This window comes from Microbacterium sp. C7(2022), from assembly GCF_028823665.1.
Lineage (GTDB): Bacteria > Actinomycetota > Actinomycetes > Actinomycetales > Microbacteriaceae > Microbacterium.
The window spans coordinates 330,144-346,509 of record NZ_JAPEHV010000005.1 but is presented as its reverse complement, the minus strand read 5'-3'; the positions used below and the strand labels follow the sequence as shown (position 1 = coordinate 346,509).

The window sequence follows — 16,366 nt, the reverse complement described above, 5'->3', positions numbered from 1 at the left end:
CGTGTCGATCCCGCAACCGCGCAGGCCTTGTCCCCCGAGATGGGCACTGAGTTTCGAGTGCCATAATCCGAGGCATGGCTTACGTGCAGTCTCGAACCCGCCCGACCGTGATGGCCGTCTGGCTGGTGATCGCCGGTGCGGTGGGCTGGTGGGCGGCATTCCAGCTGACGCTGGAGAAGTTCCACGCTTACGAGAACCCGGGGTCCGCCGCGTCGTGCGACTTCAGCCCGCTTGTGCAGTGCTCGAAGAACCTGGATTCCTGGCAAGGAAGCGTGTTCGGCTTCCCGAACCCACTGATCGGCCTCGGCGCCTGGGTAGCGCCGATCGTTGTCGGCATCGCAATCCTCGCGGGTGCGAGGTTCGCCCGTTGGTTCTGGTGCGCCTTCGAAGCAGGGATGATCTTCGCGATCGGATTCGTGATCTGGCTGATCTCGCAGAGCATCTTCGTGCTCGGAACGCTGTGCCCGTGGTGCATGGTCACCTGGGCGGTCACGATCCCGTCGTTCTACGTCGTCACCCTGCATGTCTTGCGCATCGGCGCCGTCCCCGCACCATCATCGATCCGACGCGGTGCAGGCAGTCTGATGAGCTGGGTACCCGTTCTCACCGTGGCAACCTACGCCGTGGTCGCGACTATCGCGCAGCTTCGACTGGATGTGCTGGGGGCCTTGTTCTGAGCCCTCAGCAACCCTCCTAGAACCAGATAGCGAGCTCGCGCGCGGCCGACTCAGGGCTGTCCGAGCCGTGTACGAGGTTCTGCTGCACCGCGAGGCCCCAGTCACGCCCAAGATCGCCGCGAATCGTTCCGGGGGCTGCGGAGGTCGGATCGGTCGTACCCGCGAGTGAACGGAACCCTTCGATGACGCGGTTGCCTGCCAGGCGAATCGCCACCGACGGCCCCGACATCATGAACTCGAGGAGCGGCTCGTAGAAGGGCTTTCCTTCGTGCTCGGCGTAGTGGCGCTCGAGGGTGGCGCGGTCGGGCTCGACCAGACGGATGTCAACGAGCGAGTAGCCCTTCGCTTCGATGCGCGCGAGAATCGCGCCGGTCAGGCCACGTGCGACGCCGTCAGGCTTGACGAGGACGAGTGTTTCTTCAGTGGACATGATCTTCTCCGTTACGTTGTCAGGCTTCGTCCGACGAATCGGTCAGCTCGGCGGCCAATCGCGCATTGCGCTGGTCGAGAGCGCGCCCCTTGATGGTGGCATACGCATACATGCCGCCGAAAATGAGCGCGACGATCAGTAGCGAGGGGACGAGGAATGCGCCCAACGCCACGATGATCTGCAGGATCCAGCCGATCGCGATTCCCCAGGGATAGCGCACCAGGCGTCCGGTGACGATCATCGCGACCGCCAACACTGACCCCGCGACGATTCCCCACCACGGTGCAATCGTCTCGGGCAGGACGCCAAGGCCGTAGATGGCGAGGCCCGCGAGAAAAGCGACGATCGACTCGAACGCGAGGACAACGGATGCGAGAGACTCGGCCGCGCCTCGGGCTCGGCGAGTGCGGGGCGCGGGCGCCGAATCCGACGATGCGCTCACGACGTCCACCCGCTCTTCCAGTCTTCTTCTGCCGCGAGGCGCAAGGCCTCACCGGCAAGCACGACCGAACCGGTGATCATCACCGCACGCCGATCGCTGGCTGCCGCCCACTCCCGCGCGGCGGATGCGGCATCCGCGAGCGCATGATGAACCGTCACTGCCCCGCCGCCGGCCTCGATCACGTCTGCGATGTGATCGGCGTCACTGGCGCGATCCGAATCCGGCGCCGTAGCGAACACGTGTGCCGCGATGGGCAACAGCTCACCGGCGATGCCCGCCGCGTCTTTGTCGGCGAGCACGCCGAGCACGACACCCCATTCGTCGAAGTCGAACGACTCGCGCATAGCGGCGACCAGCGCCCGAGCACCGTGCGGGTTGTGCGCGGCATCCACCAGCACCGTCGGCGCAATTCCCGCGAGGTGTAGACGCCCCGGGGACGTCGCCTGACTGAGACCTTCGGTCAGCACATCGGCGGCGATCGGCTGCGTCCCGCCGCCGACAAGGGACTCCACGGCGGCAATCGCCAATGCGGCGTTGAACGCTTGGTGCTCCCCAAGGATCGGCAGGTACTCCTGTTCGTAGGTAGCGGCCACGCCGCGCACGGTGATCTGCTGGCCGCCGACGGCCAGTCGCTGCTCAGCGAGGGCGAAATCCGTCCCCTCGAACGCGATCGTGGCGCCGGCTGCCGCTGCGGCAGTGCGCAGGACAGCTTCTGCTTCAGGATGCTGTCGCGCAGACACCGCGGCAGCACCAGGCTTGATGATTCCCGCCTTCACTGCCGCGATATCGGCGATCGTCTCCCCCAGCCGATCGGCGTGGTCGATGTCGATCGGAGCGAACACCGCGACGTCCCCATCGGCGGTATTGGTGGAATCCCACGCTCCTCCCATGCCGACTTCGAGCACGAGCACATCGATCGGAGCATCCGCGAAGGCAACGAACGCGAGAATCGTGAGCAGTTCGAAGAACGTGAGAGCTGCGTCGTCAGCGGCGACCAGTTCTGCGTCGACCATCGTCACGAACGGCTCGATTTCGTCCCACGCGTCCGCCACGGCGGCGTCGGCGATCGGCTCACCATCGATCATGATCCGCTCGGTGAAGCGCTCGAGGTGCGGGCTGGTGAACAGTCCCGTGCGAAGGCCGTGAGCACGCAGCAGACTCTCGGCAATACGCGCCGTCGATGTCTTGCCGTTGGTGCCCGTGACGTGAATCACCCGGTAGGTCTTCTGCGGGTCCGCCAGCAGTTCCAGCACCCGCCGCGTGCGCTCGACGCGCGGCTGCACCCATTGCTCACCCTGGCGCTCAAGCAGCGCCGCATACACGGCGTCGGCGCGGGTGCGGTCACGTTCGTCGGTCATGCTGTCCCCTCGATTCGGGTCACCGACACCGCGAAGGCACCACGGTTGGCATATACCCCGGCATCGACTTCGACCGTGTGTGCCCCGGCGTCGGGCGCGCCCTCGCCGAGCGCGACCAGTTCGTGCTCAAGGGCAAGCGTTTCGCCCGCGACATCCGCGACGTCGAACGCCGACGTCACCGCTGCGGCATCCTCAAAATCAGCGAACGCCAACCGCAGGCGGATGCGGTCGCTGACGTCGAAGCCCGCAGCCTTCCGGGTGTCCTGCACGGCGCGCACGATGTCACGCGCGAGGCCTTCCGCCTCGAGTTCAGGGGTTGTCGCCGTGTCAAGCAGGACGAATCCCCCGCCGGGCAACAGCGCGAGCGCCTCACCCTCGGGGCGCCCCGACGTTTCGAGCACCAGGTCGTACTCCCCCGTCTGCAGGGCAAGCGGGCCTTCGGGTGTCTGCACAGAGACGACGCCATCGGCCTCGCTCCAGGCGCCGGCCTTCGACGCCTGGATCGCCTGCTGGACACGCTTTCCGAGGCGCGGCCCCGCGGCGCGCGCATTGACGGACAACCGGTGAGTGATGCCGTACTCGGCGGCCGTGGTCTCTTCGAGTTCGACCAGGTGCACCGCTTTGACGTTGAGTTCATCGCGGAGGATGTCGTCGAACTGACCGAGAGAGGCGGCATCCTTCACCACAACTGTGAGCTGTGACAGGGGCAACCGCACGCGCTTGCCCTCCTTCTTGCGCAGGGCATTGGCGACGCTCGAAACCTGACGGACCGCATCCATGGCCTCTCGAATGTCGGCTGCCGGAGCAAATGCATCGGCATCGGGCCAATCCGTCAGGTGCACACTGCGCCCGCCGGTGAGGCCGTGCCAGATCGTCTCGGCGACGTGCGGGATCAGCGGCGCGGCAACACGGGTGACCGTTTCGAGCACGGTGTAGAGCGTGTCGAACGCCTCACGCGACGATGCATCGTCACCGACGCCCAACCAGAACCGATCGCGCGAACGCCGGATGAACCAGTTGGTCAGCGCCTCACCGAACTCGCGCAACGCAGCCGCAGCCAGCGTCGAGTCCAGCGAATCGAGGTCGCGGGCGACATTGCGCACCAGGTCGCCGGTGAGCGCCAGGATGTAGCGGTCGAGCACGTCCGACGAGTCAGTGCGCCACTGCGCCTGGTAGCCCGTGCCGCCGGGGCCGCCGGCGGCGTTGGCATACGTCGCGAAGAAGTACCACGCGTTCCACAGCGGAAGCATGAACTCGCGCACGCCAGCACGGATGCCCTCTTCGGTGACGACGAGATTGCCGCCGCGCAGCACCGGGCTCGCCATGAGGAACCAACGCATGGCATCCGAACCGTCGCGGTCGAACACCTCGCGCACGTCGGGGTAGTTCTGCAGCGACTTCGACATCTTCTGGCCGTCCGAGCCGAGCACGATGCCGTGGCACGAGACTCCGGTGAAGGCGGGCCGGTCGAACAGCGCTGTCGACAGCACGTGCATCACGTAGAACCAGCCTCGGGTCTGCCCGATGTACTCGACGATGAAGTCGGCCGGCGAGTGATCGTCGAACCACTCCTGGTTCTCGAACGGATAGTGCACCTGCGCGTAGGGCATCGAAGCCGAGTCGAACCACACGTCGAGCACGTCATCGATCCGTCGCATGGTGCTGCGTCCGGTCGGGTCGTCGGGGTTCGGACGCGTGAGGTCGTCGATGAACGGACGGTGAAGGTCCACTTCGCCTGCACCGTTGACCGGAAGCCGACCGAAGTCGCGCTCGAGATCGGCAAGCGACCCATACACGTCAACGCGTGGGTACTCCGGGTCGTCGCTCTTCCACACGGGGATCGGCGAGCCGAAGTACCGGTTACGACTGATCGACCAATCGCGTGCGCCTTCGAGCCACTTGCCGAACTGGCCGTGCTTGACGTTTTCGGGCACCCAGGTGATCTGCTCGTTGCCGGCGAGCATGCGGTCCTTGATGTCGGTGACACGCACGAACCAACTCGAGACAGCCTTGTAGATCAGCGGATTGCGGCAGCGCCAGCAGTGCGGGTACGAGTGCTCGTAGCTGGCCAGGCGCAGCAGCCGGCCGTCCTGGCGGAGAAGACGGACGATCGGTGTGTTCGCGTCCAGCCACAGCTCGCCGGCGACATCGGTCACCTGCGGCAGGAATCGCCCTCCGTCATCCAAGCTCATGATCAGCGGGATGCCGGCGGCCTCGGTTACCCGCTGGTCATCCTCACCGTAAGCGGGCGCCTGGTGAACGATTCCGGTACCGTCCGAGGTCGTGACGTAGTCGTCGACCAGGATGCGCCACGCGTTCTGGGTGCCCCACAGTTCCGCGTCGGCGTAGTAGTCGAACAGGCGGTCGTACGCGACGTCGGCCAGATCGGCGCCGAGGAGCGTACGCTCCACAGCCTCTCGCGCGGCATCAGCCGACTCGTATCCCAGATCCTTCGCATAGCCGGCCAGGAGGTCGGCGGCGATGAGATATCGGTGCGACGTCGCCTCGATCGGATCGTCCGCGCTCCCCGTGGCGTCGTGGTGCACGTCGGCGGCGCCGGCTGGGCCCCCGGGAAGCACAACGTACGAGATGTCGGGGCCGACCACGAGGGCAAGGTTCGTCGGAAGGGTCCACGGCGTCGTCGTCCACGCGAGGGCGCGCACGCCGGTAAGCCCCAAGGCTTCGGCCTTGGTTCCCACGAGCGGGAAAGTGACCGTCACCGATGGGTCCTGACGCATCTTGTAGACGTCATCGTCCATGCGCAGTTCGTGCGCGCTCAGCGGCGTCTCGTCGCGCCAGCAGTAGGGCAGAACGCGATGGCCTTCGTATGCCAGCCCCTTGTCGTGGAGGGTCTTGAACGCCCACAGGACGCTCTCCATGTAGGTGGTGTCGAGCGTCTTGTAGCCCCGCTCGAAGTCGACCCAGCGGGCCATACGACCCACATACGCCTTCCACTCCTCGGTGTAAGCGAGCACGGACTCGCGGGCCTTGGCGTTGAACACGTCGATGCCCATCGACTCGATCTCGCTCTTCTCGGTCAGCCCGAGTTGCTTCATGGCCTCGAGTTCGGCGGGGAGACCGTGGGTGTCCCACCCGAACACGCGATCAACCTTCTTGCCCCGCATGGTCTGGAAGCGCGGGAAGACGTCCTTCGCATAGCCGGTCAGCAGATGGCCGTAGTGCGGCAGGCCGTTCGCAAACGGCGGCCCGTCGTAGAACACCCATTCGTCGTCGCCGTCACGCTGCGCGATCGACGCACGGAACGTGTCGTCCGCGTTCCAGAAGTCCTGCACGTCGACCTCGATGGCCGGAAAGCTCGGACTGGGAACGACTGCGTCAGCGGCGGGGCCGAATGACGAGAGGGGGTAAGTCATGTCTCTCCAGCAGGGTGCGATGCGTCCTGCGAGGACGACGCTTCCGGGCGGAAGAGCCGCGGTACCACCCCGCGTGACGGTTGCCGAAGCATCCGTCCTCTCTCACTGCGGCTGTGACGGGCCTGCCCCGCTCGGTTCTACTGATTCCCGCGAGCGGGAACGTTCTTCCGAGAGCTCCCCGGTGATGTCCGGATCACAGCTGCTGCGACGATTCTACCCGCATCCGGGCCGTGCACGTCAGACCAGTCCGGCGGCCAGAAGTTCTTTCGTGAATGGATGCTGCGGCGAGCCGAACACCTGTGAGACCGGCCCCTGTTCCACTGTGACACCGTCCTGCAGCACCAGCACGTCGTCAGCGATCGCTGACACCACGTTGAGGTCATGCGAGATGAACACCATCGCCAGGTCGCGCTCGCGTTGCACCCGCGCGAGCAAGGCCAACACGCGTTCGCGCACCGAGGCATCCAGCGCCGAGACGGGCTCATCCAGCACAAGGATCTCTGGCGCCGCCGCAAGCGCTCGAGCGATCGCCGCACGCTGCCGCTGCCCACCGGATAACTGCGCCGGCCGTCGCGCGCAAAGCTCCGGATCCAGGTCGACCTCGCGCATGAGCGCCTCGACCGCTCTCGCGCGATCCGCGCGTGGCACAGCACCCGCCGCGACGGCCTCGCGCAGCGAGCGACCGATCGTCCAGCGCGGGTCGAACGCCCCGAGAGGATTTTGATGCACGTACTGCACCGCACGAGCGCGACCCATGTCACCGGCGACGTGGATCTCGCCAGTGTCGGGATGCTCGACGCCGACGATCATGCGGGCGATGGTGGTCTTCCCCGAGCCCGACTCCCCCACGATGGCGAGGGTGCGTCCGGCAGCAAGGGTAAACGACGCATCGTCGACCGCGACACGGTCGAACCGCTTCGACACGTGTTCGACGCGAAGCGCGATATCGCCCCGCGCGGTGCGCGGCGCTCCGGCACGATGGCTCGCTGCGGCGACGAGGACGGCCGTGTGCTCATGTTGCGGAGCCGTCAGAACATCTGCGGTCTTGCCCTCTTCGACGATGCGGCCCGCCTGCATCACGGCGACTCGGTCGGAGAGGTGCGACACGGCGGCCAGATCATGACTGATGAACACGATCCCTACTCCTCGGTCGGCGATCGCGCGCAGCAAACGCAGCACACGAGCTTGCACGGTGGCATCCAGAGCCGTCGTCGGCTCGTCGGCGATGATGATCGCCGGGTCGCCCGCGAGGGCGGAAGCGATCAGAGCCCGCTGGCGTAAACCACCGGAGAGCTCGTGCGGATACTGTCTACGTCGCCGCTCGGGGTCGGGCATCGCGACCTGATCGAGCAGGTCCACGACGCGCTGCCGGAGTGTCGTTCGAGAGCGCGCGGCCCCGTGGATGCGCAACGGTTCCGCGATCTCCGCCTCGACGCGGCGCAGCGGGTCGAGCGAGACAAGTGCATCCTGCGAGACAAGCGCGATGTGAGTTCCTCGGATGCCGCGCCACTGGCGCTCCGCGAATCGCCGCGCATCGATGCCCGAAATCTCGAGGCGTTCCGCCGTGACCTGAGCGTGGTCACCCACAAGCCCGAGGAGTGCTCGAGCCGTCACCGATTTACCCGCCCCGGACTCCCCCACCACGGCGAGAATCTCGCCACGACGCACATGCAGACTCACCCCGTGGACGACGGGCTTGCCATCGATGCGCACGTGCAAGTCGGCTACGTCGAGCGCGCGCTCATCCATCGCCATCAGTTCCTCCGCCCCTCGGCGCGGGCACGGAGCGAGCGTCCGATCACCGTCACCGCGATCACGGTGGCGGTGATCGCAACCCCCGGGAAGACCGAAATCCACCAGGCCTGCCCTAAGACGTTCCGCCCCCCCGCGAGCATGAGGCCCCACTCGGGCGTCGGCTCGGTCGGTCCGAGCCCGAGGAACGACAGACCCGCCGCGGCGAGAATCGCCGAGCCCACCCCGATCGTCGCGAGGACACTCAGTGCGCCGACCACGCCGGGGATGACGTGTCGGGTGAACGCGAGCCCGGCGGGCACTCCGAGGATGCGCGCCGCCTCGACGTGTTCGGCGGCCACCAGCGTCCGCGTCTGCGCACGCGCGACACGCACGTACACGGGCACCGCGGCGATCGTTACCGCGATCGCGATGTTCACCGGTCCGGGGCCGAGGATGGCCACCACCACCAGCGCGATGAGAAACTCCGGGAATGCGAGCAGAACGTCGGTCGCACGCATCGCCAGCGCGTCGACCGGGCGCGGGGCGACGCCCGACAAGGCGCCCGCGACCAGCCCGATCGCGAATGCCAGCGCCGTGGCCAGGAGCCCGATTCCCACAGAACGCTGGGCCCCATAGACCACTCGCGCGAACACATCGCGACCGCTCTGGTCCGTTCCGAAGAAGTGCTCCGAGCTTGGCGAGGCAAGAGCGTTGGTCACATCGGTGCGAAGCGGATCAGCCTGAGTGAACAGGCTCGGGGCGATGATCATGAGCGCGATCAGGGCGGCGAATGCAATCGCGGCGCCCACCGCGAGTCGGCGACTGAGCCTCATCGGGCACCTCCGCCACGCGCGGAGCGTTGCCGCGGGTCGATCAGCGGGTAAGCGGCATCCACCAGCAAATTCACCACGACGAAGGTCAATGCACTGAGCAGGATCACGCCGGAAATCACCGGCAGATCACGGTCGGTGATCGCCGCAAGCGTCACCCTGCCGATGCCCGGGCGCCCGAACACCGTCTCAACCAGCACGGCACCGCCGAGCAGTGAGCCCACAAGGTACGCGGCCAGCGTCACCGCACTGGAGGCGCCATGGCGAAGCGTGTGATGAAACGTCACCCACGCGGGCCCCGCGCCGCGGGCGCGCACCGTGACGGCGAAGGGAAGGCGCTCGGCCGACTCGATTCCGTCTCGAAGGACCTGCCCGAGCAACGCGGCGACCGGAAGCGCCAACGTCACCGCGGGAAGCACGATCGATAGCGGGTTTCGTGCGCCCGACACGGGAAACCAGCCAAGGTCGAACGCGAACACGCTGAGCAGGATGAGCCCGATCCAGAACACCGGTGAGGACAGCACGACCAGTTCGATCGTCGCGGCGATCCCCCGACTCCATGGCCCTCGCGCCCACAGCGCCGTCGCGAACGCCAGCACGAGGGCGATGATCAGCGCCACCGCCGTGAGCTGAACCGTGGCTTCCAGCTGCCGCCCGATGACGTCGGTCACCGGCATCCGCAATTGATACGAAAGCCCGAGGTCGCCCCGCGCCAAGTGTGCCAAGTACGTGACGTACTGCTCCAGAACGGGCTGATCGAGTCCGAGTTCTGCGCGGATGGACGCCTTCACCTCGTCGCTGACCTGCGCCTGCGGGCCCAGCATCACGTCCACCGGATCCCCCGGGATGATCCGCACCGCGATGAAGGCGAGCGTGGCCGCACCCCAGAGGACGAAGATGACGGATGCCAGGTTTCGCAGCATCCACTCGACAACGCCGCGCCACCTCACGGAGGGCGCACTCGTCGTCATAATGCCTTCCGTTCGTCCCCCGAGGGCTACTCGACAGTGACGGAGTAGAACAGCGGGCGTCCGTACAGATCGTATTCCAGACCCGCGACAGAGTCGGTGGAGGCTGTGATCAACGACGGGCTGTACAGCGGCACGATGGCGTTGTGGTCAGCATTCCATTGCTGCACCTCGCCGTAGATCGCCGCCCGCTCGGTGGTGTCGGATGTGGCGAAACCGCTCTCGAGGAGGGCGTCGAGGTCGGCATCGCTCACCTGTGACGCGTTCTGAAAGCCTTCGGTGTGCAGGTGGTTGCGGAGCAGATCCGGGTCGACACCCGAGAATCCCCAGTCCGTTAGGTCGAACGTCTTCGGTCCATACTGCTCGTTGTAGGCGCCGGGCTCGAGTACCTCGCGGACCAGTTCGAAGCCCACATCGCGCAGGTTCGAGCCGATCGCGTTCGCCAGAGCCGTGCGGTCATCAGGCACGGGGGTCCAGGCGATCCAACGCGCCGAGAGTCGCTCGCCATCCTTGAGGCGATAGCCTTCGTCGTCGCGCTCGGTCCACCCGGCCTCGTCGAGGAGCGCGTTCGCTGCGTCGGGGTCGAACTCCCACGTGCCCTCGAGCGAAGCGTCGTAGCCCGGCGTTGTGGAACCGAGAATGCTCCACGCACGCGGGAACTGCCCGAAGAAGATTTCGTCGACGGCGGTGTCGATGTCGATCGCCCGCGAGAATGCCTCCCGCACGAGCGGGTCGCCGAATACGCCGTATTTCTCGTTCAGGTAGAGCGAGTAGGGCAGCCCCGGGTACTCGATCGAGTCGATGGTGAGCGACGAGTCGAGAGTGGAAGCAACGTTCGGCGGGAGCTGGCTGGCGAGATCCGCCTCACCGCTCTCGATGACACCTGCGCGCACCGCAGGTTCGGGCAGGATGCTGACACGAAGCGTTTCGAATGCGGGCGCTTCGGCGCCGTCCGGCCCCCACGCATAGTCAGCGTTTCGTGTGTACACGATCTCCTGATCGGGGGTGTACTCGGTGAGCACGAACGGGCCCGTACCGACGGTGATGTCCGGACCGCCGGCCTTCAGCTCATCGGCGCGTTCGGCGAGAACCGCCGGCGAATAGAAGCCGAGCAGCGCGGTGCTCGCGGCCTGCAGGAAGGGCGCGTACGGCTGCGTGAACGACACCGTCACCGTGTGCTCGTCCACAACCTCGGTGCCCGCGTAGAACTCTCCGCCCAACATGCTCGCCGCCTGGGCCGATTCGGTATTGGGGTCGGCGATGCGATCGAAGTTCGCCTTCACGGCCGCGGCGTCGAACGGTTCTCCATCATGAAAGGTCACGTCGTCACGGAGGGTGAAGGTGTAGGCAGTGCCGTCGTCCGAGATCTGCCAATCGGTGGCGAGCCACGGCGTGAATGATCCATCGGCCTCTTGGAAGACCAGCGAGTCCAAGACCGCGCGTTGCACCATCGCGGACACGTCGAGCTGGCTGGTCTGCGGGTCCATGTGACCCGCACTGAGGTTCGCGCCTTCGATCGCCCACACCACTTCGCCCGTGGCACCGGCTTCGGATGGCTCGCCCGGTGCCGCGCAGGCGCTGGCAATCAGTGCGGCGGAAAGAACAGCGGATGCGAACACGGCACGACGGCGCCAACCAGACATAGCAAAACCTCGGGAGAGTGCGAAGGGGGAAGCTCCACCGTATCGCGTTTTTGCACTCGGTGGATTTACTCCGGAGGCGCTGGTGAGCCTCGCGCGATAAGATTTGGGGCGACCCACACTCAGGCACGCTCACACAGTGCCGCACATATCGCAAGGAGACCCCATGTCTGACGCGCTCATTCCCGACAAGCCCGCCCTCGAGGGTCTCGAAGCCAAGTGGGATGCGGCCTGGAAGGCCCAGGGAACGTACCTGTTCGACCGCGTGCGTGCCACCGAAGTGGGTCGCGACGGCATCTTCTCCGTCGACACTCCACCGCCGACCGCTTCAGGCTCTCTGCACATCGGTCACGTCTTCAGCTACACACACACCGACGTCAAGGTGCGATTCGAGCGCATGCGCGGGAAGACCGTGTTCTACCCGATGGGCTGGGACGACAACGGCCTGCCGACGGAGCGCCGCGTTCAGAACTACTACGGCGTGCGTTGCGACCCCACCCTCCCGTACGACGCTGACTTCACGCCGCCGTTCGAAGGTGGCGACAACAAGAGCAGCCGCGCCGCGGACCAGATTCCCATCAGCCGTCGAAACTTCATCGAGCTGTGCGAGCGCCTTACGGTCGAGGACGAGAAGCACTTCGAAGACCTGTGGCGTTCCTTGGGCCTGAGCGTCGATTGGACGCAGACCTACCGCACCATCTCGGACGAAACCATCCGGACAAGCCAGCGGGCGTTCCTCCGCAACATCGAGCGGGGCGAGGCATACCAGGCCATGGCGCCGACGCTGTGGGACATCGACTTCCGGTCGGCGATCGCCCAGGCCGAACTCGAAGACCGCGACCAGCCGGCGGCCTACCACCGCGTGGCGTTCCACAAGACCGATGGCAGCGGCGACGTACACATCGAGACCACGCGCCCCGAACTGCTGGCTGCATGCGTTGCCCTGGTGGCCCACCCCGACGACGAGCGCTACCAGGCGCTGTTCGGCTCAACCGTGCGCACACCGATCTTCGACGTCGAGGTGCCCATCCTCGCCCACCCTCTTGCTCAGAAGGACAAGGGTTCGGGCATCGCGATGATCTGCACCTTCGGTGATGTCACCGACGTCGTGTGGTGGCGCGAGCTCGACCTCCCCAACCGCACCATCCTGGGCCAGGACGGTCGCGTGATCGCCGAGGCTCCCGATGTCATCACCAGCGACGACGCCCGCGCCGCCTATGCGCAGATCGCGGGCAAGACGGTGTTCAGCGCGAAGAAAGAGATCGTCGAACTGCTCCGCGCCTCGGGCGACCTCATCGGCGACCCGAAGCCGTTCACCCACGCCGTGAAGTTCTTCGAGAAGGGCGACCGTCCCCTCGAGATCGTGTCGACGCGTCAGTGGTATCTGCGCAACGGCGCACGCGATGCGGCACTGCGAGACAAGCTGATCGAACTGGGACGCGAGGTTTCGTGGCATCCGGACTTCATGCGTGTGCGCTACGAGAACTGGACAAACGGCCTCACCGGCGACTGGCTCGTGTCGCGCCAGCGATTCTTCGGCGTGCCGATTCCGGTCTGGTACCCGCTCGACGAGAACGGCGAGCGTGACTACAGCCGCGTGCTGACGCCGGATCACAGCGCTCTTCCCGTCGACCCCACCACCGACGTGCCCGCTGGTTACACCGAGGACCAGCGCGGAGTCCCCGGCGGCTTCGAAGGCGAGAAGGACATCTTCGACACGTGGGCAACCTCGTCGCTGACCCCGCAGCTTGCGGGAGGCTGGGATCGCGACCCCGAGCTGTGGGACCTCGTCGCTCCCTTCGATGTGCGCCCCCAAGGTCAGGACATCATCCGCACCTGGCTGTTCTCGACGATGCTGCGCAGCGCGCTCGAAGACGGCCGCGCCCCCTGGCGAGACGCCGCGATCTCGGGGTTCATCGTCGACCCCGACCGCAAGAAGATGTCCAAATCCAAGGGCAACGTCGTCACCCCGGCCGACATCCTTGAACGCCACGGCTCTGACGCAGTGCGCTACTGGGCGGCATCCAGCCGCCTGGGCACTGACGCCGCCTTTGACCCGCAGAACCCGACGCAGATCAAGATCGGCCGTCGCCTGGCGATCAAGGTGCTGAACGCCGCCAAGTTCGTTCTCTCCTTCCCCGTGCCCGAAGGCGCCGAGGTCACCCACGCGCTCGACGCGGCGATGCTCGCCACCCTTGACGGGGTGGTGCGCGAGGCAACGAACGCTCTCGAGAGCTTCGACCACGCACGCGCGTTGGAAGTGACCGAGTCGTTCTTCTGGACGTTCTGCGACGACTACCTCGAGCTGGTCAAGGAGCGGGCCTACAACCGCACCGATGTCGGCCAGGCATCGGCGGCGCTCGCCCTGCGCACCGCGCTGTCGACGTTGCTCCGGCTCTTCGCCCCCGTCATCTCGTTCGCCGCAGAGGAATCGTGGTCATGGTTCAACGACGGATCGGTGCACACCGCAGCGTGGCCGACTCCGCTCGAGATCGACGGTGACCCCGCGGTACTCACGGCCGTCGGCGAAGCCTTGGTTGGCATCCGTCGCGCCAAGACGGAGGCGAAGGCCTCGCAAAAGACCCCCGTCTCATCGCTCACGATTCAGGCGAACGCTGAGATGATCGACAGCCTTCGACTGGCCGAGGGCGACCTGCGCGCCGTGGGTCGGATCGAAAATCTCGAGCTCGTCGCCACCGGCGAGGAGTTCGCGATCGCCGACATCCAACTCGCCCCGCAGGAGGTGTGACATGCAACTCGGAACCCGCTGGACGAGCGGCGACGAGCCGCCGCGCACTCTCCCCGCTGCGCTCGTCGAAGCCGTGCGCAGCGTCGATGCTGCCCTTCCGGGCGACCAGCTCGGTCAGCCCCGACAGCGGTGGACGCTCACATGGCTGGAGGGGCGCCCGATCGCTGAGCTCGACTCAGGAATCGTCGTCACGGTAGGACCAGACGGCGCCGCGATCGTGGGGCACTCCGACGACGAGGAGTGACGTTACCTCTCCGGAGACGTGTGGCGGGATGCTTCAAGGAGCAGGCGCGCGCCGAACAAGACCGCCACGGATGTCACGATTCCTGCGATCAGGAACGGCAGACGCAGATCGATGCGGGCGACGAGGCCACCCAGGATGGTGGCAAACGGGAACAGCCCCCATGTCAAGGTTCGGCTGACCCCGAGCACGCGGCCGAAGAGTTCACCCGGCACGATGGCCTGACGAAGCGCGCCCCACGGCACGTTCCAGATCGACACCGCCGCCGCCATGAGCGCGTACGCCACGATTCCCGTGATCACTTCGGGCGCGGCCCACACCGCGACGAGGGCCAGCGCTGCGGCGACGTTCGCGCCGAGGAGCACCGGTCCACGGCCGAACTTGGCCACCAACGTCGATGCGATCAGCGAACCGCCCAGCGCGCCCAGCCCGATACCCGCGGTGACGATTCCCACCGCGGCTGCGGGAATCGCCAACTCATCGAGGAAGTACAGCAGGCTCGCCGCTTGGCCGAAGGCGAACGCACAGCCCACCACGGAGGTGAACACAACCATCGACCGCAGAAACCGGTGGTGGATGAGATAAGCCAGCGCATCACGCGTGGATGGCCGCGAGTCGGCGGCATCGTCAGGGCTCGGTGAATCACGGAGCGGGCGCGCAGCCGACAGTGGCAGGAGAATGGCCAGCACGACAGGAACGATGTAGCCCACCGATCCGAGCCACAGCGGCAGCGCCATGGAGACGGCGAACAACACACCACCGATCGGCGCTGCGATGAAACTGTCGATCGTGATCTGAGCCGCCTGCATGAAACCGTTCGCTCGATCGAGTGCCGGGCGCGGCACCACGCTCGGAACGACCGCGTTCGTGGCATTGTCGAACAGAGTCTCACCAAGCCCAAACACGAGTGTGGCTGCGAATAGCCACCACACCGTCAGCTGATCCGTCGCCGTGAGCACCGCCAGCCAGAGCGCGATCGCGCCGCGCAGCACATTGGCGAGAGCCATCACCCGGCGACGATCGAAGCGGTCGACGATCATTCCGGCGGGCAGTCCAAAGAGGAGCCAAGGGACGAAAGCAAGCGCTCCGAGGGCGGCGATCATGAGCGGGTCGTCGGTGAGTGTGGTGGCGATCAGTGGCACAGCAAGCCGGCCGACGCCGTCGGCGAGGTTGCTGAATGCCGCTGCCGTCCACAGCTTCGAGAAGTCGCGACCGAGCGTGGGGCGGGGAGGACGAGGTTCCGGACCTGTGACCGCGGCGAGGTGGTCGGTGGTCGCGCTCATCGCGACTCTCCTTCGGCAGGGAGCGGGAACACGTCGTTGCGGATCGAGACCGCCCGCACGTCGTCGCCTGTCTGATCGCGATACTCCGCCACCGTCTCGTCGATAATCGCCATGAGTCGCTCGCTGAGCGCCTGGGCCTGTTCCGGCGTGAGCCGCGCTGTCGCCGTAGAAATCATCGACGATTCCTGCCACCGCTTCGGTTCGCCGGAGATTCCCCGCACGACGAAGGTGAGTAGTTCTTCATTTCGGTCACGAAGGAACTCCGTCATCACCACCTGCGTCGCCGCACGGCCAGCAGGCGTTGTGATCGAGTCGGGGTTTGCGAACGATACCGATCCCTGCGGACGCTCCCACCAGCGCTCGCGTGCGGTTCCCCGGTCCGAACACTCTCGAATCAGGTCATGTTTGGCCAGCGCACGCAGGTGATAGCTCGTCGAGCCCGAAGACTCCCCCAACCGCTCAGCAAGCGAACTGGCGGTCTGCGGCCCGTACTGGCTGAGGATGTTGTAGATCTTCACACGAAGCGGATGAGCGAGCGCACGCAACGCACCGGTGTCGAGGATCCGCTCCTCATGCTTTCGCCCCGCCAACGATGGGCTCTCTTCCCCTGCCATGCCCTCAGAGTAAGACTGCAAAGGTT

The 16,366-nt window shown here is 66.2% G+C and carries 13 protein-coding genes; 3 read left to right on the top strand and 10 right to left on the bottom strand.

From position 1 onward, the window contains the following. The first annotated feature begins 74 nt into the window (after window positions 1-74). Window positions 75-677, top strand: a complete 603-nt coding sequence (locus ON062_RS09985) for a vitamin K epoxide reductase family protein (RefSeq protein ID WP_274646982.1) — start codon at window positions 75-77, stop codon at window positions 675-677. Window positions 678-693: 16 nt separating this feature from the next. On the opposite strand, the gene ndk is transcribed toward ON062_RS09985, so the two are convergent. The 8 genes from ndk to ON062_RS09945 form a co-directional block, all read right to left on the bottom strand. Beyond that, the gene (ndk, locus tag ON062_RS09980) at window positions 694-1,107 is read right to left on the bottom strand and encodes a nucleoside-diphosphate kinase (RefSeq protein ID WP_274646981.1); all 414 of its coding nucleotides are present in this window, start codon (window positions 1,105-1,107) and stop codon (window positions 694-696) included. A 19-nt stretch (window positions 1,108-1,126) separates the two neighbouring features. Then, entirely contained in the window at window positions 1,127-1,549 is a 423-nt protein-coding gene (locus tag ON062_RS09975; protein ID WP_274646980.1) for a DUF4233 domain-containing protein, read from the bottom strand. Beyond that, entirely contained in the window at window positions 1,546-2,907 is a 1,362-nt protein-coding gene (locus tag ON062_RS09970) for a folylpolyglutamate synthase/dihydrofolate synthase family protein (protein ID WP_274646979.1), read from the bottom strand. The genes ON062_RS09975 and ON062_RS09970 overlap by 4 nt, the downstream gene beginning before the upstream one ends. Next, window positions 2,904-6,281: an isoleucine--tRNA ligase gene (ileS, locus tag ON062_RS09965; RefSeq protein ID WP_274646978.1), complete on the bottom strand. Its 3,378-nt coding sequence runs from the start codon at window positions 6,279-6,281 to the stop codon at window positions 2,904-2,906. The genes ON062_RS09970 and ileS overlap by 4 nt, the downstream gene beginning before the upstream one ends. A 237-nt stretch (window positions 6,282-6,518) precedes the next feature. Continuing rightward, window positions 6,519-8,036, bottom strand: coding sequence for an ABC transporter ATP-binding protein (locus ON062_RS09960; protein ID WP_274646977.1), 1,518 nt, complete (start codon window positions 8,034-8,036; stop codon window positions 6,519-6,521). Then, window positions 8,036-8,848 carry an ABC transporter permease gene (locus tag ON062_RS09955; protein ID WP_274646976.1) on the bottom strand — a complete coding sequence of 271 codons (813 nt, stop codon included), beginning with the start codon at window positions 8,846-8,848 and terminating at the stop codon, window positions 8,036-8,038. Before ON062_RS09955 ends, ON062_RS09960 begins: the two co-directional genes overlap by 1 nt. Beyond that, a complete protein-coding gene (locus ON062_RS09950; protein WP_274646975.1) occupies window positions 8,845-9,816 on the bottom strand; it encodes an ABC transporter permease in 972 nt (323 codons plus the stop codon). The genes ON062_RS09955 and ON062_RS09950 overlap by 4 nt, the downstream gene beginning before the upstream one ends. 26 nt (window positions 9,817-9,842) lie before the next feature. Then, window positions 9,843-11,456 carry an ABC transporter substrate-binding protein gene (locus ON062_RS09945; protein ID WP_274646974.1) on the bottom strand — a complete coding sequence of 538 codons (1,614 nt, stop codon included), beginning with the start codon at window positions 11,454-11,456 and terminating at the stop codon, window positions 9,843-9,845. A gap of 163 nt (window positions 11,457-11,619) precedes the next feature. Here ON062_RS09945 and valS point away from each other — a divergent pair, with 163 nt between their 5' ends. Together valS and ON062_RS09935 are read left to right on the top strand one after the other, a co-directional pair. Next, a complete protein-coding gene (gene valS / locus ON062_RS09940) occupies window positions 11,620-14,202 on the top strand; it encodes a valine--tRNA ligase (protein ID WP_274646973.1) in 2,583 nt (860 codons plus the stop codon). Between the two features lies 1 nt (window position 14,203). Next, entirely contained in the window at window positions 14,204-14,446 is a 243-nt protein-coding gene (locus ON062_RS09935) for a hypothetical protein (RefSeq protein ID WP_274646972.1), read from the top strand. Window positions 14,447-14,448: 2 nt separating this feature from the next. Here the strand turns inward: ON062_RS09935 and ON062_RS09930 are convergent, their stop codons facing one another. Together ON062_RS09930 and ON062_RS09925 are read right to left on the bottom strand one after the other, a co-directional pair. Beyond that, window positions 14,449-15,726 carry an MFS transporter gene (locus ON062_RS09930; protein ID WP_274646971.1) on the bottom strand — a complete coding sequence of 426 codons (1,278 nt, stop codon included), beginning with the start codon at window positions 15,724-15,726 and terminating at the stop codon, window positions 14,449-14,451. Then, window positions 15,723-16,340: a transcriptional regulator gene (locus ON062_RS09925; RefSeq protein WP_274646970.1), complete on the bottom strand. Its 618-nt coding sequence runs from the start codon at window positions 16,338-16,340 to the stop codon at window positions 15,723-15,725. The genes ON062_RS09930 and ON062_RS09925 overlap by 4 nt, the downstream gene beginning before the upstream one ends. Window positions 16,341-16,366: the final 26 nt, after the last annotated feature.